The 17,547-nt window shown below is 57.3% G+C and carries 23 protein-coding genes; 3 read left to right on the top strand and 20 right to left on the bottom strand.

What is annotated here, in order from left to right; all coding sequences use genetic code 11:
* The 9 genes from BHC62_RS21210 to BHC62_RS21170 all read right to left on the bottom strand — a co-directional run bounded on the left by BHC62_RS21210 (nt 1) and on the right by BHC62_RS21170 (nt 7,195).
* Nucleotides 1-3,294: a phage tail tape measure protein gene (locus tag BHC62_RS21210; RefSeq protein WP_070996044.1), complete on the bottom strand. Its 3,294-nt coding sequence runs from the start codon at nt 3,292-3,294 to the stop codon at nt 1-3.
* A gap of 52 nt (nt 3,295-3,346) precedes the next feature.
* Entirely contained in the window at nt 3,347-3,757 is a 411-nt protein-coding gene (locus tag BHC62_RS21205; RefSeq protein WP_070996043.1) for a hypothetical protein, read from the bottom strand.
* A gap of 20 nt (nt 3,758-3,777) precedes the next feature.
* On the bottom strand, nt 3,778-4,200 hold the full coding sequence (locus BHC62_RS21200) for a hypothetical protein (RefSeq protein WP_070996042.1): 423 nt from the start codon (nt 4,198-4,200) through the stop codon (nt 3,778-3,780).
* Nucleotides 4,201-4,318: 118 nt separating this feature from the next.
* Entirely contained in the window at nt 4,319-4,597 is a 279-nt protein-coding gene (locus BHC62_RS21195; protein WP_070996041.1) for a DUF1799 domain-containing protein, read from the bottom strand.
* A gap of 47 nt (nt 4,598-4,644) precedes the next feature.
* Nucleotides 4,645-5,025 (bottom strand): phage tail assembly chaperone, encoded by a 381-nt coding sequence (locus BHC62_RS21190; protein ID WP_032877397.1) that lies wholly within the window; start codon nt 5,023-5,025, stop codon nt 4,645-4,647.
* Nucleotides 5,026-5,028: 3 nt separating this feature from the next.
* Nucleotides 5,029-5,685, bottom strand: coding sequence for a phage tail protein (locus BHC62_RS21185; RefSeq protein ID WP_070996040.1), 657 nt, complete (start codon nt 5,683-5,685; stop codon nt 5,029-5,031).
* A gap of 72 nt (nt 5,686-5,757) precedes the next feature.
* Nucleotides 5,758-6,177, bottom strand: a complete 420-nt coding sequence (locus tag BHC62_RS21180; RefSeq protein ID WP_070996039.1) for a phage tail terminator-like protein — start codon at nt 6,175-6,177, stop codon at nt 5,758-5,760.
* Nucleotides 6,174-6,830 carry a hypothetical protein gene (locus tag BHC62_RS21175; protein ID WP_070996038.1) on the bottom strand — a complete coding sequence of 219 codons (657 nt, stop codon included), beginning with the start codon at nt 6,828-6,830 and terminating at the stop codon, nt 6,174-6,176. The genes BHC62_RS21180 and BHC62_RS21175 overlap by 4 nt, the downstream gene beginning before the upstream one ends.
* On the bottom strand, nt 6,827-7,195 hold the full coding sequence (locus BHC62_RS21170; RefSeq protein WP_070996037.1) for a hypothetical protein: 369 nt from the start codon (nt 7,193-7,195) through the stop codon (nt 6,827-6,829). Before BHC62_RS21170 ends, BHC62_RS21175 begins: the two co-directional genes overlap by 4 nt.
* 24 nt (nt 7,196-7,219) lie before the next feature.
* Between BHC62_RS21170 and BHC62_RS21165 the strand changes: the two genes are divergently transcribed.
* The gene (locus BHC62_RS21165) at nt 7,220-7,528 is read left to right on the top strand and encodes a hypothetical protein (RefSeq protein WP_070996036.1); all 309 of its coding nucleotides are present in this window, start codon (nt 7,220-7,222) and stop codon (nt 7,526-7,528) included.
* Between the two features lies 1 nt (nt 7,529).
* On the opposite strand, the gene BHC62_RS21160 is transcribed toward BHC62_RS21165, so the two are convergent.
* From BHC62_RS21160 to BHC62_RS21110, 11 genes are all read right to left on the bottom strand, one after another.
* Nucleotides 7,530-8,033, bottom strand: a complete 504-nt coding sequence (locus tag BHC62_RS21160) for a DnaT-like ssDNA-binding protein (RefSeq protein WP_070996035.1) — start codon at nt 8,031-8,033, stop codon at nt 7,530-7,532.
* Nucleotides 8,034-8,092: 59 nt separating this feature from the next.
* Nucleotides 8,093-8,677: a hypothetical protein gene (locus BHC62_RS21155; protein WP_070996034.1), complete on the bottom strand. Its 585-nt coding sequence runs from the start codon at nt 8,675-8,677 to the stop codon at nt 8,093-8,095.
* A 47-nt stretch (nt 8,678-8,724) separates the two neighbouring features.
* Entirely contained in the window at nt 8,725-9,690 is a 966-nt protein-coding gene (locus tag BHC62_RS21150; RefSeq protein ID WP_070996033.1) for a major capsid protein, read from the bottom strand.
* Between the two features lie 12 nt (nt 9,691-9,702).
* A complete protein-coding gene (locus BHC62_RS21145) occupies nt 9,703-10,431 on the bottom strand; it encodes a hypothetical protein (protein WP_029295015.1) in 729 nt (242 codons plus the stop codon).
* An 80-nt stretch (nt 10,432-10,511) separates the two neighbouring features.
* On the bottom strand, nt 10,512-10,880 hold the full coding sequence (locus BHC62_RS21140; RefSeq protein WP_070996032.1) for a hypothetical protein: 369 nt from the start codon (nt 10,878-10,880) through the stop codon (nt 10,512-10,514).
* Between the two features lie 32 nt (nt 10,881-10,912).
* On the bottom strand, nt 10,913-12,004 hold the full coding sequence (locus tag BHC62_RS21135) for a minor capsid protein (protein ID WP_070996133.1): 1,092 nt from the start codon (nt 12,002-12,004) through the stop codon (nt 10,913-10,915).
* Nucleotides 11,979-13,397: a DUF4055 domain-containing protein gene (locus BHC62_RS21130; RefSeq protein WP_070996031.1), complete on the bottom strand. Its 1,419-nt coding sequence runs from the start codon at nt 13,395-13,397 to the stop codon at nt 11,979-11,981. Before BHC62_RS21130 ends, BHC62_RS21135 begins: the two co-directional genes overlap by 26 nt.
* A complete protein-coding gene (locus BHC62_RS21125; RefSeq protein ID WP_070996030.1) occupies nt 13,394-14,716 on the bottom strand; it encodes a terminase in 1,323 nt (440 codons plus the stop codon). The genes BHC62_RS21130 and BHC62_RS21125 overlap by 4 nt, the downstream gene beginning before the upstream one ends.
* Nucleotides 14,691-15,167, bottom strand: coding sequence for a DUF2280 domain-containing protein (locus BHC62_RS21120; RefSeq protein ID WP_057959957.1), 477 nt, complete (start codon nt 15,165-15,167; stop codon nt 14,691-14,693). Before BHC62_RS21120 ends, BHC62_RS21125 begins: the two co-directional genes overlap by 26 nt.
* Before the next feature lie 31 nt (nt 15,168-15,198).
* Nucleotides 15,199-15,813 carry a putative metallopeptidase gene (locus BHC62_RS21115; protein ID WP_070996029.1) on the bottom strand — a complete coding sequence of 205 codons (615 nt, stop codon included), beginning with the start codon at nt 15,811-15,813 and terminating at the stop codon, nt 15,199-15,201.
* A 74-nt stretch (nt 15,814-15,887) separates the two neighbouring features.
* Nucleotides 15,888-16,325, bottom strand: coding sequence for a GNAT family N-acetyltransferase (locus BHC62_RS21110; RefSeq protein ID WP_070996028.1), 438 nt, complete (start codon nt 16,323-16,325; stop codon nt 15,888-15,890).
* Nucleotides 16,326-16,656: 331 nt separating this feature from the next.
* Between BHC62_RS21110 and BHC62_RS21105 the strand changes: the two genes are divergently transcribed.
* Nucleotides 16,657-16,989: a hypothetical protein gene (locus BHC62_RS21105; protein WP_143007571.1), complete on the top strand. Its 333-nt coding sequence runs from the start codon at nt 16,657-16,659 to the stop codon at nt 16,987-16,989.
* A gap of 104 nt (nt 16,990-17,093) precedes the next feature.
* Nucleotides 17,094-17,540 carry a lipoprotein gene (locus BHC62_RS21100; RefSeq protein WP_029294999.1) on the top strand — a complete coding sequence of 149 codons (447 nt, stop codon included), beginning with the start codon at nt 17,094-17,096 and terminating at the stop codon, nt 17,538-17,540.
* Nucleotides 17,541-17,547: the final 7 nt, after the last annotated feature.

Raw genomic sequence — 17,547 nt, 5'->3', positions numbered from 1 at the left:
TTACCTCCCGTTGATAGCTCGCCAGATAGCCCCGCCAGGCTGAACACCGCGTGCGATGGCAGCCTCGGCTTCGGTCTTGGCGACCTGCTGGATATTCCTTCCGGCCTGCGAGGTGTCTTCCTGAGTTGCATTACCGCCGTCGCCAGCCGTTTGCACGGATACCGACACGGGAAAGTTGTAGGTGTTGCCGCCTCCCCCACCCCCTCCGCTGCCAGCTGCAGCCATGATTGAGTTGCCGCCAGTCATCAGCGGAGTGACGCTGCCGCCCTGTGCGCCCGTCATGAGATAAGAGCGGCCGCCCTGACTGAACAGCTCAGGCCCCCTTTCGTTTACCTCATACAGGGTGTTCGGATCGACAGGACCACCTGACGCCCTACCCTCTACTAGAGCGCTGCCGATGCTGGAGCCGAAACTGCCAGCGCCTGCACCCGCCGCTGCACCGCCACCGAACCAGGCACCGATCGCAGTGCCCGCCAGCCCCGACAGCAAACCGGACGCAGCCTGACGAGTAGCGATACGCGCCATGTCAGCGATGATCGACTTGGTAAAGTCGGAAAACGAAAGTTTGCCGGTAATGGCAAAGTCAGCGACCGCGTCCTCCATGCTGGAAAAGGCATTGGTGAACAGGCTTTTGGTTTGCCCGGCAACGTCGTTGGCTGATTGCAGGTAGTTCTGGAAGGCAGAAGAAGCGCCGCTGCGCCAGTCGCCTTGGGCCTCCGACATCTTGTCGTAGTTGTCGACCACTGTGTCGCGGTACTTCCTTTCCGCATCTTCCAGGCTGGCCAGGTCGCGCATGTAGTCTTCCTGGCTGTACTTATCAGGCGCTGTCTTACGGCGATCCAGAAGTTTGGCGCGCTCGTCGTTGAACTTATCAGTGGTTGCGTCGAGGCTCGCCTGCAGTGCTGCTTGCCGGTCGCCCAGACCCAGCCCGTTTGCTGCACGGGAACCGGCCGCTTCCAGTGCGGCGCGCTGGCGCTCCAGCTGATTGACGTAGGCCTCCGAGGCGGCCGTCAGTTGCTCCAGGCGGCCCTTCTCGTTGGTAGCGATGACCGTCAGCTGACTATCGGCATCCTTTTGAGCCTTGACCATCCCTTGCCTTGCATCGGCGATCTTCTGGTCAAGCTGGATGCTCTGCGCCGCCGTTGTGTCTTTCTTGGCCTTGGCCGCTTCCAGGGCATCGATCTCAGCCTGGTACGCGGCCGTCACATCGTCCTTTTCCTGATTGATCAGGGCCGATCGCTGCTTTGCGTAGTCCGACAGCGACACCACGCCGGCCTTCTGCTGGGCCTCCAGTTCCTTTTGGGCGTTTCGGTAGTCCGTGACGATGTCGGACAGGTTGTTTTTAGCGTTATTGAAACTGGTCAGATCGACTTGAGCTGAGGCGGCCTTCGGGCCTTTGTTTTTATCGTTAAGCCCTTTAACCAAGGTATCGTAAGCCCCCCCTGAGAACTTTTTACCGTCAAAATCGACACCCTCCAGAAGCTTAGACTTTTGGCCGATCCTCTCAGCATTCTCGTAAAGCGTTCTGAATTTATCGTTGAGCTTGTCCAGCCCTGCTGTGCGCTTATTTAGAGGGTTAATCTCATCGAGCTGCGCATCCAATTCTTTTTGGATCTTAATAGCTTTCTGGTTTGCGTCGGTGTTCTCGCCAGTGATGATTGCCAGATTGGCGTTGGCTGCTTGCCTGGCTTTCAGGTTCGCGAGCTTCTTCTCCAGCGCCTCAGTAGAGTCGTCATGCTCGCCGGTACCCAAGCCTAACGCAGTATTGAGCGAGCTCAGCCCGCTGGAGACTGCGCCGGCGAATCCGCCACCCTTACGGGTATCCAGCACGCGCTGGGTAATCTCGATCTGCTTTGCGACGTCTGGGAAAGCTTCCGACCTAATATATGAGTAAGCGCGTTTCGTAGCTTCCCCGACGTCGTCCCAGTCTCGCTCAATATCGGATAGAGACCCGCGATAGGCCTTGAGTCGCTCTAACGCCGCCTCATTCAAATTGCCACTCAGGACATCAAGCGCGCGCTGATGATCGCCCTGGTCATCAATCCCCTTGATCACCTGGTACTGCTCGAGGGTCAGCAGCCCATACTGGCTGCTGATTTTGCCCGCAGCCTCCGTAGCTGTATCCCCAGCAGTGGCGAATGACTTTGCGAGCTCTCCGGCACCCTGCCCCGTGATCTCGCTGATCGCTGTCGCAGCCTCAGCCAGATTGCGCATCTGCGTGCCGCTTGTGGCGGCCCCCGACGCAAGCGACACAACCGCTTCGCGCGCGCCAGATAGATTTCCAGTGATGCGCCCGGCACCTTCGGCCATATCCTTCAGGCTGGCGATTGTCTGACCGGCGCCGTTGGTGCCGCCATTGATAGCAGCATTGAACTCGCGAGCCTGCTTCATTGCATCGAAATAGGCGTATCCAAGCGACCCAAGAACGGTCACCAGTAGGCCGGCTGGAATTATCATCCCCGCCAGACTTCGAGCTGATTCGCCGGCACCGGCACCCAATTGCGCAATGGCCCGCGCACCACTCCCCAGATCGCCAGATTGCAGGGCGTTGGCGAGCTGCATCACGTTCTCTTGTGCCTGGCGAGTGCCAAGCTTCAACTTGTCGAACGCGGTTTCCGTAGCTGTCAGCCCTGCACGATCCTTGCCGATTTTTGCCAAAGCTTCGTTGTAGCGGTTGGCGTCAGTCTCGCCTAGCTTATGAAGCTCGTTGAGTGCTCGCTCACGCTCTTCAAGCTTCGCCAGCTTGGAGGTTAAGGGGTCCATTCCATTCACGGTGCGCTTCAGCGCTTCGATCCGTCGGCCCTCAACCTCTATCAGGCGCTGCTTCTGCGCCAGTTCTTTGGCTTCAGCCTTTTCAAGCCTGTCGTGGGCCTTCCCCAACTGATCCTGATACTTGACCTGGTCCTCTATCGTTACCAGTCCACCTTTCTTGGCACGCTCGAGCAATCCCTCAGCCTGGATCAGCGACTCCATGCTGGTGATATTGCCGCTCATCGCCTTGTCTAGCTGGCTGATGACATTGATCTCAGCTACCGCACTGTCGGCGGCTTTGCGACTTGCACCGGACCTGCGATCTATCGCGGCAGTAGACTTGTCGACGCCCTGTGCCACCTCACTTTCAGCTTGAGTGATCTTATTTCCGGTGCTGGCCAGGCCATCGCCGGCTTTTCCCAGATCGACAATCGCCTTCTCCGCGCCTTCTGCCGAGTCGACCAACTTGTCCAAGTCGCCGGCAGCGTTCACCGCCTCCGATGAGTTTACGGCAATGCCCAAGGACGTGAAGTTGGTAGCCATGCTTTCTCCAGGCGTAAAAAAACCCGCTCTAGGCGGGCTTATGGAAATATATTTAGTGCTGGCTAAAGTAGCCGAAAACCGCAACAGCTATTCCTAGCAACAAAACTAGAATCGTTCGGTGGCTTCTCATGGGGCCGTACACAGCCTCGTGCGCAGAGCTTGCTTCAGCGTCAGTAATTGGCGTGATACCACTTCCGCAGTGCTTGCACTTAGACGCCTGCATTTTTACAAGTTCTGAGCAGCTAGGGCAGGCTCTCTCGCCGCTAGAGTTGACGAGAAGACCTTCTTTAATAGTTGAAGTTTTTTGTGGGTTTGGTTTGATTATTAGGTAAATGACCAGTCCGAGAACAGGAAAGAAAATCCCCACCAAAAAGCCTTCGAACGCAGATCTGTTCTTCGCGTTCGCCGCCACGGCTGTGAGTCCGACAACAATAAGCCAGCCCAAAACGACCACCTGTGACATATCAACTTCTCCTTAAATACTTAGAAGCTGCTCGGCTGTACGGCTATCGACCCACCACCCGCAGGAATAAAAACCCTGAATTTCTTTTGCTGGCCCTGCTTCAAAACTACTGACGTTTCCATTCGTTCGGGGTTAGCTGCGCAAAGCGCTGAACCGTCCAGCGCGGCACCTAGCAACCACTCGCCTGAAGGCACCTGGAAGACAGCCTTCTCGCCAGTGTCCAGCTTCGCCACGGGTGCACCATTTAGGAAAATCGTTGCAAAACATCCGCCACCTTGAAACCCAGTGTCTCTCGTCACAATCAGCGAGCTGCCACCAGGTACTGGCTTCTGGTAACCGCTCACCCTTTCAGATGGTGCTGAACGCGCCTTGTCAGAAGGTACTGGCGATGTAGCACAACCAGCCAGCAACGTTAACGCCAGAGCACCTACGAATAATTTCATGTCGTTCCCTCGTTGAGTTATCGCGGAACTTTATCATCAACGAGTGAGCAACACGAAAGCCCCGCATGGGGGGGCTCATCCCTAGGCTGCTAGTCTTCTATAGCAGTACACCGACGCTTTACCCGCCCCTGGCGCTCTCCCTCTGTTCCGCCATCACCTCCAGGGCTTCAGCCTCCATACGGCGGAAGTCGCTGAAAATGGTTTGTCGCTGGCCGATCGGCACGCCGCACATCCGAATCACACCCGGGAGAACGCTGTAGTCCATGCCTGTTGCGCCGCACGAGCCTGTACGCCACTGGGTACTCATGGCCTCAAAGACTTTGAAGACGTCCCAGTTGTCGGGCCAGATCCCAACTTCCTTGTCGGGAATGTCTTGGCGGGACAAGCCGAAGGCCATCAGGTCTGCATCTGATGGCCCAGGCTCATACAGGGCGCGGGAAGCGCTTAGGAGTTTCCCAGGCGGGCCTCGCTGAATGCCTCTGCGTAAGCATTCAGCACCGCCTTCGGGGCGGAGTTGATCGAGTTGACGAGGATGCGCACGTTTTCAGGCGTGAACTCCTCCTCAATATCCCAGCCCACCACCACATCCAATAGCTGGTCGGCTTGCAGGGCGATCTGGGCGGCAGTGAAAGCTTTGAGGTCCATGTCCCCGACCTGCTTTCCCAGCTCGTCGTGCCGCTCGTTCCAGCCGGTATACAGCTCGGCTAGCGCGGTTCGGTCCAGGTACTTGAATTCGAACTCAACCTTTTCAGCGTTGTAGCCCGCGCGCTGGATCATCACCGGAGCCTTGAAGGTTGGCTTTTGGATCAGCTTGAACTTGGCCATGGGTTACACCGTGGCCGCGTAGCGGGTAGGAAGACCAGTCAGGGCAACACTGATAACACGGGTCATCAGGTTGTTGCGCGACATGGTCGGCGTCGCAGTGATCGACACGTAGCCGTTGTAGAGGATGCTGCTACCACCTGGGAGGTTGAGGCGGAGCAAGCGAGGCTGCTTGTCATCGTCCGCCGCCTCGCAGACAGCCACATAGGGCTTGGACGGATCGTCAGCAACGGTGTAAGTCAGCGTGATCGGATTCTTGGTGGTCGGCATCTGGCGGTCGTTGTCGTCGGCCACGAAACCAAACGTAAGGAACTGCTGATCGCCACCGGCCGAGTTCATTTCAGTGACCTGCGAGATCTCAGTGAAGGCCGTCACCTCGCGGACAGAGCCGATACCGGAGCCCGCGGGGTACTGCTGAGCGTTGGTGGTGTTCACGCCAGCCAGGGCGAAGGTGCCGCTGGCAATTACCCCCACACGGACACCGCGGCCGTCGAGGCGAGTCCAGCCGGAACTGACGGCGACTACATCGCCCTCGGCCAAGCCATGGGCTGCAGCAGTTGCGATTGCCGGATTGGCATTGGTCAGCGCAGTGAATGGGATTGCAACGCCGTAAGTCGACGCAATCTCAAGGGTGGCGCCGTTGGGCATTTGGATGCCGGCCATGGGTGTTTCCTCTTATCAGAAATGACAAAACCCGCACAGAGGCGGGTTTCGGGGTTTGCCCAACGGGCGTATTCAGATGGCGATGTCAGCTCGATACTCGAACGACACCGGCACGGTGTATGTGAGCGGGTCAGGAATGCCAGGCCCAAGATCAACCGGCGACATCGTGATGACGGTGACGCCTGCCTTTGTGTCTCGAGCATAAAGCGGGAACAGCACTGCCAGCTCGGCTACAAGCGGATTTGTCTTGGTTTTGCCAGTATTGGCCGGGGCCACAATGCTGACCTGGTAGACGCCGATGAAAGCGCGGTGGTCGCCGGCAAGCGTGCTGCTTGCCGTGTCGCCTGGGAGCATGAACGCCCGCAGATAGGTCTCGGCGTCCGCCGGGTCGTACTGAACGTTCTCGAACACCACCTTGATCGGCTCCGTGCGCGCCTTGCTCCAGGCAATCAGCTTGGCCTCGTAAATGGACGCAATGATGGCGTGGCTCATACCTGGTTGTTCCTTGTGGCTTCGTCGACGATCTGCTGGAAGCGGGCCAGAGTGATTCGGACCATGCCGCCGGGCGCTTGGGTCGAGTGCCCGTACTCAAGCGGGATTGCGTAGGGCAAGTTGTTCACGATATAGGCAGTTTGTCCTGCCGTGAGCGACTCCACCTGCAGCTTAAGCTTGGCCAGCGTCACGCCACCGGCCGGGTCGACCTGATCAAGCGTGCCTTCTGCGGGTGTGCCGATGGAAAACTGCCAGTTCCCGCGGAACCGCCCACCGACGTAGTCCCTGCCGGCGACCAAGCCGTTCACATTGAAGTTCTGGTCGCGCTCGGTCTTTGTCAGGGGTTTGGCATATTTCACGCCGCGCCGCAGCTTGCCGGCCTTCGTGAAATTCGACTCGTTGAGGTTGATGATCGTATTGCGGACCGCGACCTTGAAGTCGTAGTCATCGGCGGCCCGCTTGTTCGCCTGTCGGTGAACGATGTTCGCAGCCCAAATCTCTGGATTGCCCACCGGTGACATGCGGATAACGCTGCTGCCGATCTCGATAACGATCTCTCGGATAGTTGCGTCAATACCAGCCTGGGCGCGCTCAGCGAAGTCGCGAATGTTCTCGGCGAAGCTGCCGTTCATGCTCGCGTATTTGTTTGTCATGACCGTACCTGCAATTCATACAGGATCGGCGTGCCGGCGGGGTTGACCTCTTTCAGCGGAGGGACAATTGACCAGATGCGGCCTTGGGCGATTACCTTGTCGAGCAGGCCGGGCACCCAGGCCAAACCCTGCGCGGCGATCTTGAGCTTCTTGTCGCCCTGCTTGATGAGGCTATTGTTCTGGAATTCTTGGCCGGTGAAGTCGAGCAGGATGCCCTGGGCGACCTGTTCGACGGTTACGCCAGGAGCTTCGCCTCCGATATCAGGGTCGTATTCGCCTGGCTGCGTCTTGCTGATAGTCACGGGCTGGCCGAACTCTGTGATCATCTCCAGAGCCATCACGGCCATTTCTTCGTAGAATGCCATTTAGTTACCCTATAAGGACCTGCGATGACTAACGGCGAAAAAGCATTGTTTTTGATCGACGCCGCTGGCCGTCTAAACAATGCATTGGCAGACTTCACTAGCATCGACAAATGCTCAGCGAGAAAGGATTTCAAAAAGGCAATACGCACCGTCTTAGCTGGAACGCGCGCAGAAGAATTTACCGACGAGCTGATCGCGGAGCATGCTCAACACCATGTCCCGTTCCACTCAAATGAATTTTCTACTTTTACTGAGCTCGTATCTGCTAGCAGCAACGAAGATTTATTCAGTGTTTTTGTCCACTATACAAACCTGAAAATGTTGGATATTTGATTTAGACCCGCACCGAAAACAATCCACGCTTCTGTAAGTAGTCAGCGAACTGAGTGGCACTCGGTCGATCCGGCGCTGCCGGCAACAACCGATTGCTGGTGTTGGGGATCGCCGCGTACTGCCGGGTCACCGCCCCTTCAACACGATCAAGCAGAACCGCGCCCTTGCGCTTCTCCACCGGGTCGATATCGTCCTGATGGATCTCAGCAGCCAGGGCCATCTGCCCGTACTGGATCCGCGCCGGTAGGTAGTTGTTTGGCTTGATCTCATAATCCAACCGCACCTCCCGGCGCGGCCAGGACAAGCCCTGCTCGCTATTCGTCTTGCGCCCTTTCCAGGTCATGCCATCCATCGCCAGTGCGGCCCGTCGCAGCAACGCTTCCTGCTCAGGAACACCTGCAGGAATGACCGTGCCGAATTTCACGGCATACCGGGCCAGATCCTCGGCGCTCGCGTAACTTTCGGCGTCAGGCTTGCCGGTGCCATCCTCGATGATCAGTGTCATGCGTTAACTCGCTGGAATGGTTTGAAGAGTGGCCGCCAGGTAACCGACAGCCAGCAGTATTACTCCTTGGTCAGCTCAGCGACGAGCTTTTCCAGGGATTCTTTCGAAGCATTGGCCCGGTACGGAACCTTGGCCTCATCGAGCTTTGCTTTCAGCGCGGCGATTTCATCGACCTCTCCAGCCGGCGGTGTGATGGCGGCTCTCTTCAGAGCTTCAACATCATCGCGCAGCTCGTCGACAGTAAGAAGCAGGCCGTCACGCTCGGCGGTCAGCTCACCAACTGAGGCATGGATGGTGCCCAGTACTTCATACAAACGCACCGCCAGCTCGCCCGACCCGGGACGGTGAATCTCGCCAGCTTCCAGGCCGTCAACCAGGACCTGGATAGATCCATGTTCAGCCCGTAAAGCTGCGATGAGTTTTTCCAGTTCGCCCTGATTGGCGGCGCCAACAATCTTTACCTGCTTGGCCTCCTTCACCGACACGTCAATGCCGGCCGCTTCGTACGCATCAACAACGCTCGGCCAATGGCCGACTACCAGCACACTGGTTACTCCCGCTTCTGGCTTGTCGAAGTGTTCCGGGTTGCGGTAACGCTTCTCCGGGTCGAAGCCGGAGAGTTGGTTGCTGTAAGTCAATTCCATGTATTTCTCCAAGGCGGCCATCGCTGACCGCGCGTTGAGTTTGAGACTTAGCCGCCAGAGGCAGGAGGCGTCGCAGTGAGCTTGATCATCACGCCGGCGGTGACCTTGTTGCTACCCGCGTGCTTGACCCAGTTGGCAGCGGAGCCGACAGCGGCCAGGGTTGGGTTGGAACCGCCAGTGGTGGCCTTCCAGCTGTAGCCCAGCACATCGATGTTCACGGTGCCCTCCGCACGGTAGCCAATGCTCAGGTTCTCTTCGTCGTTCACTTCGTACGAACGGAAGCCCGGGGCCTGCGACTCGGTGATTGTTACGGCATTCGGCAACAGGCCAAAGATGACATCCGCCGGCGCGGTGTCGGTTACCAGTACAGGCTTGCCCAGGGTGCCAGGCAGGCCGCCGTAGATCACGACGCCCGCTTCTTCGTAGATCTTGTTGGTGATGGCTTCGTCGACGATGTCGAAGTAAGCGCTGGAGTGCATGACCCACAAGGCGATCCGGCCGAACTTGTCGCCGAACTTGCGCATGCCGCGAGTCAGGGTTTTCTTGCCGTCGGTTTCGATGTTGGCCGAGACCACCATGTCAGCGTTGGAGCCAATAGCGGCACGCAGACCAGCCGTTGCGTACTGGATGAAGCCCTCCAGGGTCGCGTCAGCAACGTCGGCACCAACGATCTGGGAGAACTCCTCGACCGGACGACCGCGGCGCTTGAACGCCTCTTCGGTGGTCTGGTATGGGCCGTACTTCCAGGGAGCCTTGACGCCGACAGCTTCGCCGGCGCTGATCTTCTTGGCAGTTACCTTGCCTTCGGAGTTGACGTCACGGTGTTCCAGGGAGCCGTTCAGCTTGTAGAGGGCGCGCTTGCGGAAGTCGCCCTCGATCAGTTCGTTGTCTAGCACCATCGCGCCGTTGGACGATGCGTTGAACACGTCGAGGTTGTCCTGGACTCGCTCCAGGTATGCGGTTTGCGCCTCATCGTTATAGATGATCAGGTCGCTGTTAACGGTTGTAGCCATGGGTTAATCCCCTTACTTGGGCAATGCGAGATATGCGGTTTGGCCGTGCTTGCGCTGGAAGTCGCGCTTCTGCTCGGAGGTCATTTCGGAGCGCTTGAATGCAGCCTTGCCGCCACCCCCGCCCGGGGCAAATGTCCCTGAAGCCCTTGGCCACAGGTGAGGTGCGCTTTCGCGCAGAGATTCCGCCCATTCGAGCGGAGTCAGAGGGGTCTTGCCGTCTTTCCCGAGGATGACCTGGCCGGATTCATCAACGGCGACCGCATCGCCATCTTCGTTAAGGGTGAACACGCCTTTGGCGCGCAGGATGATGTCGTCGGTTGCTTCAGGTAGAGCGCCGGCTTTCAGTGCTGCGCCGCGCACCGAGTCGCCCAGGACTTTGCCCTGGAACTTGGCAGCGAAGGATTCGGCCTTCTCGGCGCGCTCGCTGATGGCCTTCAACTGCTTGTCGTAGTCGCCGCGAAGACGCTCAGTGCGGCGGTTGAAGACCTCGTCCACCTTGCCCTCGGTCAGCAGCTTGGTTTCTTCGTCCTGGCCGGCACGACTGAGCAGGCCTTTGACGGCGTCGATGTCGATGCCTTCAAACTGGGTTTCGAACTGGGTCAGCTTGCCGGAGGTTTCCTTCAGCTTACCCAGCAGTTCCGAGTTTTTAGTTTTCAGACCAGAAACGGATGCTTCAACGGCAGTCGCGATAGCGGCCTTGATTGCCGGGTTTTCCAGGTCAATTTCGTTTTCTTCTGCCACGTTGATGCACCCCTTGGGTATGTTTCGCCCGTTTTGCAGGCATAAAAAAACCCGCCGAAGCGGGTTATATTCATAATCGTTTATTCTAAATACATCTCTAATGTCTCAAGTGTTTCATCATCTTGAGCGAACTCGCATATAAGGTCTGTGATCGCAATTAATCTGCGTCGCGCCTCAACTTCCTCTTTGCTACCAGAGAGGGCAAAAATAAAAGTGTGGGCTTGTTCGCGTACGTGCAATCTTAACCATCTATTATTCCGAATACTTGCCAGCACCAGCAAAATATCATCCTTATACTGGTGGGAATGGGCAAACACTTTAATGCAGAAAATAGCATTGCGTTGATTCCACAGCCGATCACCAAAACTATGAAATCCTGCTAACCCAAAAGCTCGCACAAAATCATTGAGAAGGTCTCCTTGCTCTTGTCCTTGGAGTTTACCCAGCATCCTAAACCTTCCTTGATATAGCGCTAAAACAATCAGATTAGCAGACCAGCCCTTTCAAATGATAACGGTTCTAGAGCGCGCATCTGCACCAGAGTCAACGGGGCGAAGTTGCGATCAAGCTGCATCTCGGCGAAACGCTCCACGGTCAGCCCACCCTCCCGGAAAAGCTTGGCCCGGACTGGGCCGATAGCAACGTCCTGGAACGAAGCTGGCTGCTGCTGGAGCCAGTGGTAGTAATCCAGGCTTGCACTGACCTGCTGGCCGCCATTGGCACCCACTGAAGCTCGGGTAGCGCCCTTGGCGAACATCTCGCTAAGTTTGGTCAGCAGGATGAAGGTGGTGCGGCAGTTCGGGTGAAACGGCGGCCGTGGGCCTGAATCGACTGGAAACCGGCGTTTGTCCATCGAGCGACATAGCTGGCTGGTCTTGCTGTCGAGCGTAGCGACCATCTCGACTTCGGACACGATGTCCTTATTGGCCTTGGCCACCTCCATCCTTGCCTGGGATGACACATGCTGAATGGCGGTGTGCACGACGCTGCTGGCGTTACGGTTGGTGGTCGCCAGGATGCCGTCTTTGTACCCCGCCGCCTTGGTACCGCGAATGTTGCGGATGATCTGGAAATTCGTCTGTCCTTCGAAGAAGCCCTGGCGGATGGTGCCGGTGACGCGCTCATGTTCGGCGCTGGTCCAGCCCTTGATGAAAGCCCTCAGCAGCTTCCCGCCACCGGTACCGCGCACGCTGAGCGGGTTCGTCAGCACTGCGGTGCGGATTGCAGCGGCTGTCGGGGCGACCACATCCAGCGACACGCCAACCGGTGCCGATCGGGCCAAGCTCGTCGCTTCGAACTCAGCCTCGTAGTTGGCGATGTCCACCAGGTCAAGGTTCAATTGCGCGCTGTAGCGGTCGAAAATTCCCAGTAACAGGCTGTCGACCTCTTTCAGCAACGCTTCCAGGCGCTTCACGTTGTATTCGGTCAGGTCCGACTGGGTCAGCCGATCACGGATAGACCGGTCAATCTCCTTGAGGAAGGGAGCGAACTTGCCCACCTCCCCCGCCTTGAGCTTTTCGAGGAACACTGCGTGCCGGATGGTCGCATCAAGTATCGCCTGGTTCACCGCCATCTACTTTGCCCTCGTCGTCCAGTCCCAGGCCGTCGCCCTGCTCTTCCAGCTCGCCATCGATCTGTTGGTCGGTGCGCTCTGGCGCAATCAGCCCAAGCTTGCGCAGATATGCTCGAAGATCCGCTTTCGCAAAGCCTCCGTTCTGCCACAAGCCCACCAAGGCCGTGATCATCTGCGGATCAGCCGTCAGTTCGACGAACTCTTGATTGACCTGGTAGGCGACCTTCTTGTCGGTGATGCCCATGTAGGCGCAGCACCACATGATTGCCTGGGTGTAGGCCTCGCTCACGTTCGCCACGCACCCGGCCAGCACCGATGTTGAGGCTGACTGATCGCCGCGGGACTCCGTAGCGGTCTTGGTAGCAAGTGACGCAACCACCATCCGGGCGCCCAGCTCGATCATCATCTGGTTCTTGTCGGCCATGGCCTCTTTGACCAGGGTGTTCGGTAGCGGCTGCGCATAGGCGAAGGCACCGCCGGCAGGAAGCAGCATTGGCGCCCGGGAACCAACGTAAATGCCGTTTTTCTCCATGTGGTCACGCCATTGCTCATCGAGCCCAGAGATATAGGGCTGAGCCTGCCCACACCAGAAAACGCTATCTTCGTAGTCAGCACTGTTCCGGTAATGGCCTAGGTTGATCATCGCGATGTCGTAGAGCGGCGACTCGTCGATGCTTGGATCGTTGTTCTGTGCGCCGACGAAGGTGAACGGGATCTCCTTGAGACGCCCCGTGACTCCTTCCGGCCTAAATTCCTCGGTGACCGCCAGTGGCCCGCCACCTTTTGGCCCAGACCGGCGCCAAACGCGACAAACGAAACCGTCATCTTCCAGTGCCAGCTCCCGGTACTGCTCAACTGTCTTGAACCCGAAACCCTCCGGAATCTCGGGAGACTCGTGCAGCACCACCAGGGTCAGCACACTGTGCCCGTTCACCATGCCCGTGCGCCAGTTGATGATGTCCTCGGCGCAGTAGGAAAGGATCACCGAGTGCCCGCCGACACCATTGTCCTGGTGATAGTCGACGTACAGGCCGTGGCGACCAGCCTCAAGCACCTTTTCAAGCGTGCCCTGCGAGTGCTGGTAGATGCTCACGCCCGAACCGTTGGCGTTGTCCTGCAGGTATTCCAGCTTCTTCGACACCGTCAACGTTGGGTCTTTGTGGAACGCCAGGCCGAGCAGCCCGTTACGGGTGTGCCCAGTGGCGTTCTTGAATACCGCACGTTCGCGATAGGCCTTGTTCCGGTCTACGTTCTCAGGCGACTTGTCGTGTGAGTTGATGTACGGCAGTCGGTCGACAACCCGGTGCTGGCCGGCACAAACGTCGCGAACGGTCGCCCAGCGATCCAGCACAGCTATGTATTCCGCCCGCTTGAAGGAGACGTCGTTGCTCATCGGGCGTATCCCATTTTGATGGAGGTGACGATTGCTTTGATCGGGTAACGCTTGGCGATGAAGTAGCCCGCCGCGTCGTTCATGTGGTCATGGCCCTTCTTCGGGTCTTTGTCAGGCTCGCCCTTGTCGGTGTAGGTCTGTCGCTCAAGGCACAAGGTGAGCTGAGGGCACTGGTCGATGTTGACTTTCAGTCGTCGCTCGCCGTAGCCGTTCAGGAACATGGCGTTTACCGAGTTCACGCGGTCTTTCACACCAGGGTTTGTGGAGTCGACGATCACCGTGAATTTTGCTTTCTTCAGCAGTGACAAGTCTGACTCGCTCGCGTTTTTGCTGCTGGTGTTCTGCCCACTGGCGTCGGGATAGACCGCCACCGAGTGACCCGGGAACCGTGACTGGATCTTCTCGATCATCTCAGGCGTGTCACGAACACCATGAAACTCATCCAGGGCCATCGGCAGATCGTTACGCACGACATAGACAACGGCCGCCATCTTCATGACGTTGAAGTCCATGCCGATGTGCAACGCCTCGCCCGGCTTGATTCGCTCGCTGGTTCGGCACTCATCTCGATTGAACGTGTAGTAGACGACGCCCGCGTAGTTCTCAAAGCCGGCTTCGTACTCTTGCCGGAAGGTGCGCGGGTCCATCTTCCGGCGTGCCGCCTCAAGCTCTTCAGGAGGAACGTTGCCGCCTTGTAACGAGGTGTACTGCCAGCTCTTGTGGTCCGGCTCGCCGCCTGGTTTACCGTCCAGATAAGTGTCGTAGCAGTGGTTGAAGCCCTTCGGAGTGCCAATGCGCAGCGCATGGCCTCCCTTTCGCATACCAACGTCTGGAATCTGGTACTGACAAGTCGATAGCATCGGCCGCAGCACTTCTTCCCACGCCGCCCACGGACAGTCTGCCCATTCATCCACCAGGACGAAGAACAGGCCAGAGCCCCGCAGGTTATCGTAGTTGTCGAGCCCCACCACGCGCATGACGTGGCCGGACTTAAGGGTGATCGAGCATTCGGTCTCGTTCGGGCGGTGTGCACGCCATGCTTCGGGGATCGCTTGCTTCAGGCGCCTCCAGAACACGCGCTTGGCCTGTTTGAACGTCGGCGCGCCATACCAGATCTCGTCCTCAACACTCACGCCCCACTCAGCAGCCAGGCGGGCAGCACGGCGCATTTCGGCCTTGCCCAGGAACGTCTTGCCGAACCGGCGGCCACACACCGCATCGCGGAAGCGGGCCTCAGGCTGGAAGCCCCAGCAGTAAATGTTCGCCTGCTTGGGCGTCAGCTTCACCGGCGGGTCAAAGGTACGGGGTAGCGGGGACATTCTCATCAGGCTCCAAGGTGTACTCAGCAACGGCGTGCTGCTGGTCCGCTTGGGAGCCCAGTGGTTTCTCAGGTTCGAGGCGACGATTCACGTAGACGTCGCCCACCTCCTTGGCGGCCTGCTCGTACAACTGAGCGGTCAGCGCCAGGTTGCGCATGCTCTCGGCCTTTTCAGCCATTCGCCCCAGGCCACGAAGCCGGTAGGCGCGGTTGGCGATGGGTATCTCTGCGGTCTCTTCGCGGAATCGCTTGCGAGTATCGTGAAACAGGGTCACCCACTTCACCGCCAGCCCCTTCCCTGCAGACTTGGTTGGGTCGTGCGTCTCCACCTGCTGGCGGCTCACCACAAGCCCGTATTCGTTCTTGACGGCTTCCACCACCTGGGAGGGGGTGTCAAAGCACGCCAGCGCCTGAACGATGAAGCTCTTCACCTCATTTTTCAGGGCTGCCATAAATTCTCATCCGTCTAGAGCCTGTCAAAAATCAGGCCGATCTCAGCAGACAGGTTCCGCAGGCCCTCGCAATGTTCAATTTCCCCACCTCAGCAGGACTGTTTGCAGCATCTACCAACGCTTGAACGTCAGGGCTTGCACCGTAGCGGCGGACCACACCGACGAACTCTTCCACGTCGTGGCCCTGCAGCTTGATCTTCGGTGCGCCATCTTGGGTGAATGCTGGTTGACCGTACTTGTCGGTCGCGTGAGCCAAGTGATACAGCTCGTGTTCGATCAGGGCGCAGAACTCAAGGTCGCTGCACTGGGCGCAGTAGTCAGCAGCCAGAGTGATGATGAAGGCCGGCACATCGCCGAACCAATCACGCATCTGTTGCTCCATCCGGGCTTTCTGCCAGCCGCCAGCGCGGAATGCTACCTGCTCGGCCTGGTCCAGGACTGTGCGGCCCTGCTTCTCGAAGCTCGACGACGCCCACATGATCCGGATGTCTGCATCCAGTAGATGGGCGTGGTCTTCGTTGTGAATGCTGCCGGTGTCGGCAAGGATCTCGGCTTGGAGCCACTCCCACACTTCGGGAGCTGGAGTGAGGCGGACGCCGAAGTCGGACAGTTCAAGCAAAGACGTCGGAGGGTACGGCCTGCACATGAGTCCTCCCCGAGATATGAACATGAATGGCAAGCCACTATCAGTGCAGATGAATCAGAGGAATACAGGGGCTTCTACTCGTCAAGAACCTTCATGAAAATTAACTCCGGATCACCAGGATCAAGATTCTCCACTACGCCGCTAGATTGGTATCCAAGCTGCGCGAGCAATTGCCGCATGGGTGTATTGGAGTTGTTGGTTGAAGTGAAGATCTTTTTGGCAGAGGAACAACGCTCTAAGTGAGCAATGATCTTCCTACCTATTCCGCATCTTCTGTGTGCATCCGAGACGATTACGAGCGGAACAAACCACTCACCGAAAAAACTTCTATCCAAGCATCCGTAACCGACCGGGACAGCGGGATCGTCTTCGTCACAAGCAACCCAGCAGTGGCCCTTGCTTATTGCACTTGCTATTTGCGCCCGACGGCCATCGTCTTTCTCCGCTACAGAATCCACGCACACCAACGATCTAAAGTCGCTGGGGACAGCCTCTCTGATTTGCCAGCTCATGATCGCAATCCTACGGTCAAATTCTGCAGAGTGTACTTCATCATAGTTGCCACAGATGCCATTACACCTGGCTGTGGATTTGATGGAAAGCGAACCAGCCCGGTAGGCGCGTTCGATTGCCTCCCATTCGGGTTGCTTGGCTACCACGAACTCACTGCAATACTTGAAATCGTGGCTGGCTGCCGGTATTGATGATGCAAATTCAAAAGTAAGGAAGCTCAGTTCAATGCCCCGTATTAAGTCAACTTCTCTTATCGCGTTGGCGCTTGCCGCCGCAACTCTCTCAGGATGCGTTACCCCTCCTACCTGGGTTAACAGGGGCCCAGTAGATATGAATGTCTGGAACGGCCTGATGAACTGCTACACCGATGCCAATATCATCGACGGAGAAAGGATGGAGGGTACGCTCTGCGCCACGCAGGAATCTGGTTTCTTCGGAGGCGGCGAACCTGAAGTCTATTTCGGACCATGGAATCGGAAATTCATGAAAGAGTACGCTAGCGCAGCCACTGCTGGGATAGCTCAGGACTGGAACGGTAAAAAAGTGTTTTTGCAATGCGAGCCTACGCTCGCGACTGATAACAAAACAGTTACGAAGCGTTTTTGCAAAGTCACGGTCAACGATCAGTTGCTAGTGAGTGCAACCGTAAAATACGTGAAGTAAAACACGGCGGTGTCCCTACATAAGCCACGGCAACCCTGTTCGCAAGCTCAAGAACCGTGGATTGGACTTGCTCACGACACCTCAGCCAAAGGATGCTGCCCTTTATGAAATCAATGATTCAAGCTGCCGTTCTGATATTTGCGGCTAGCCTTATCACAGCCTGCCAGAGCGGGCCGTACACACCGCCGGCAGTGAAGACAGAAATTCCCACTAATAAAATGAGCGTTGGCAACTTCATCTCACCGAAAGCGTGTACGAGTGGCACCAATACGCTGAATGGCAAATTGGTCGGGGCCAGCCTTTGTATCCGATCGCAGAAATATGAAGTCTTCGGTGGTCCCGATATCACACTGAGTTTCAATCGTGAGCTCGTTGCGGTGCTTACCCCTGAAGAAGCAGTCAAAGGGTTCACAGCTACAAAATACGGCATCACTGTTTCATTCAAATGTGAAGATGCCCCGAAAAAGAACACCGATGATGGGCGCTCGTATCATTGCTCCTACGATGCAAGCAACCTTCCCATGATCAGAGCTGATATCACTTTCCCATAGAAGAACA

This window comes from Pseudomonas sp. 06C 126, from assembly GCF_001855215.1.
GTDB classification, from domain to species: Bacteria; Pseudomonadota; Gammaproteobacteria; order Pseudomonadales; family Pseudomonadaceae; genus Aquipseudomonas; species Aquipseudomonas proteolytica.
The sequence above is the reverse complement of the archived record's forward strand: the minus strand, read 5'-3'. Positions and strand labels throughout refer to the sequence as shown.

Bases quoted from the DNA above. Each gene is read 5' to 3' on its own strand.
- BHC62_RS21160 (WP_070996035.1), bottom strand. From the start codon at position 8,033: ATGACACTGATCATCGAGGATGGCACCGGCAAGCCTGACGCCGAAAGT.
- BHC62_RS21140 (WP_070996032.1), bottom strand. From the start codon at position 10,880: ATGCTGGGTAAACTCCAAGGACAAGAGCAAGGAGACCTTCTCAATGAT.
- BHC62_RS21130 (WP_070996031.1), bottom strand. From the start codon at position 13,397: ATGAGCAACGACGTCTCCTTCAAGCGGGCGGAATACATAGCTGTGCTG.
- BHC62_RS21175 (WP_070996038.1), bottom strand. From the start codon at position 6,830: ATGACAAACAAATACGCGAGCATGAACGGCAGCTTCGCCGAGAACATT.
- BHC62_RS21185 (WP_070996040.1), bottom strand. From the start codon at position 5,685: ATGGCCGGCATCCAAATGCCCAACGGCGCCACCCTTGAGATTGCGTCG.
- BHC62_RS21105 (WP_143007571.1), top strand. From the start codon at position 16,657: ATGAATGTCTGGAACGGCCTGATGAACTGCTACACCGATGCCAATATC.
- BHC62_RS21165 (WP_070996036.1), top strand. From the start codon at position 7,220: ATGACTAACGGCGAAAAAGCATTGTTTTTGATCGACGCCGCTGGCCGT.
- BHC62_RS21210 (WP_070996044.1), bottom strand. From the start codon at position 3,294: ATGGCTACCAACTTCACGTCCTTGGGCATTGCCGTAAACTCATCGGAG.
- BHC62_RS21170 (WP_070996037.1), bottom strand. From the start codon at position 7,195: ATGGCATTCTACGAAGAAATGGCCGTGATGGCTCTGGAGATGATCACA.
- BHC62_RS21125 (WP_070996030.1), bottom strand. From the start codon at position 14,716: ATGTCCCCGCTACCCCGTACCTTTGACCCGCCGGTGAAGCTGACGCCC.
- BHC62_RS21155 (WP_070996034.1), bottom strand. From the start codon at position 8,677: ATGGAATTGACTTACAGCAACCAACTCTCCGGCTTCGACCCGGAGAAG.
- BHC62_RS21200 (WP_070996042.1), bottom strand. From the start codon at position 4,200: ATGAAATTATTCGTAGGTGCTCTGGCGTTAACGTTGCTGGCTGGTTGT.
- BHC62_RS21100 (WP_029294999.1), top strand. From the start codon at position 17,094: ATGAAATCAATGATTCAAGCTGCCGTTCTGATATTTGCGGCTAGCCTT.
- BHC62_RS21195 (WP_070996041.1), bottom strand. From the start codon at position 4,597: ATGGCCTTCGGCTTGTCCCGCCAAGACATTCCCGACAAGGAAGTTGGG.
- BHC62_RS21135 (WP_070996133.1), bottom strand. From the start codon at position 12,004: ATGGCGGTGAACCAGGCGATACTTGATGCGACCATCCGGCACGCAGTG.
- BHC62_RS21120 (WP_057959957.1), bottom strand. From the start codon at position 15,167: ATGGCAGCCCTGAAAAATGAGGTGAAGAGCTTCATCGTTCAGGCGCTG.
- BHC62_RS21150 (WP_070996033.1), bottom strand. From the start codon at position 9,690: ATGGCTACAACCGTTAACAGCGACCTGATCATCTATAACGATGAGGCG.
- BHC62_RS21180 (WP_070996039.1), bottom strand. From the start codon at position 6,177: ATGAGCCACGCCATCATTGCGTCCATTTACGAGGCCAAGCTGATTGCC.
- BHC62_RS21205 (WP_070996043.1), bottom strand. From the start codon at position 3,757: ATGTCACAGGTGGTCGTTTTGGGCTGGCTTATTGTTGTCGGACTCACA.
- BHC62_RS21110 (WP_070996028.1), bottom strand. From the start codon at position 16,325: ATGAGCTGGCAAATCAGAGAGGCTGTCCCCAGCGACTTTAGATCGTTG.
- BHC62_RS21115 (WP_070996029.1), bottom strand. From the start codon at position 15,813: ATGTGCAGGCCGTACCCTCCGACGTCTTTGCTTGAACTGTCCGACTTC.
- BHC62_RS21190 (WP_032877397.1), bottom strand. From the start codon at position 5,025: ATGGCCAAGTTCAAGCTGATCCAAAAGCCAACCTTCAAGGCTCCGGTG.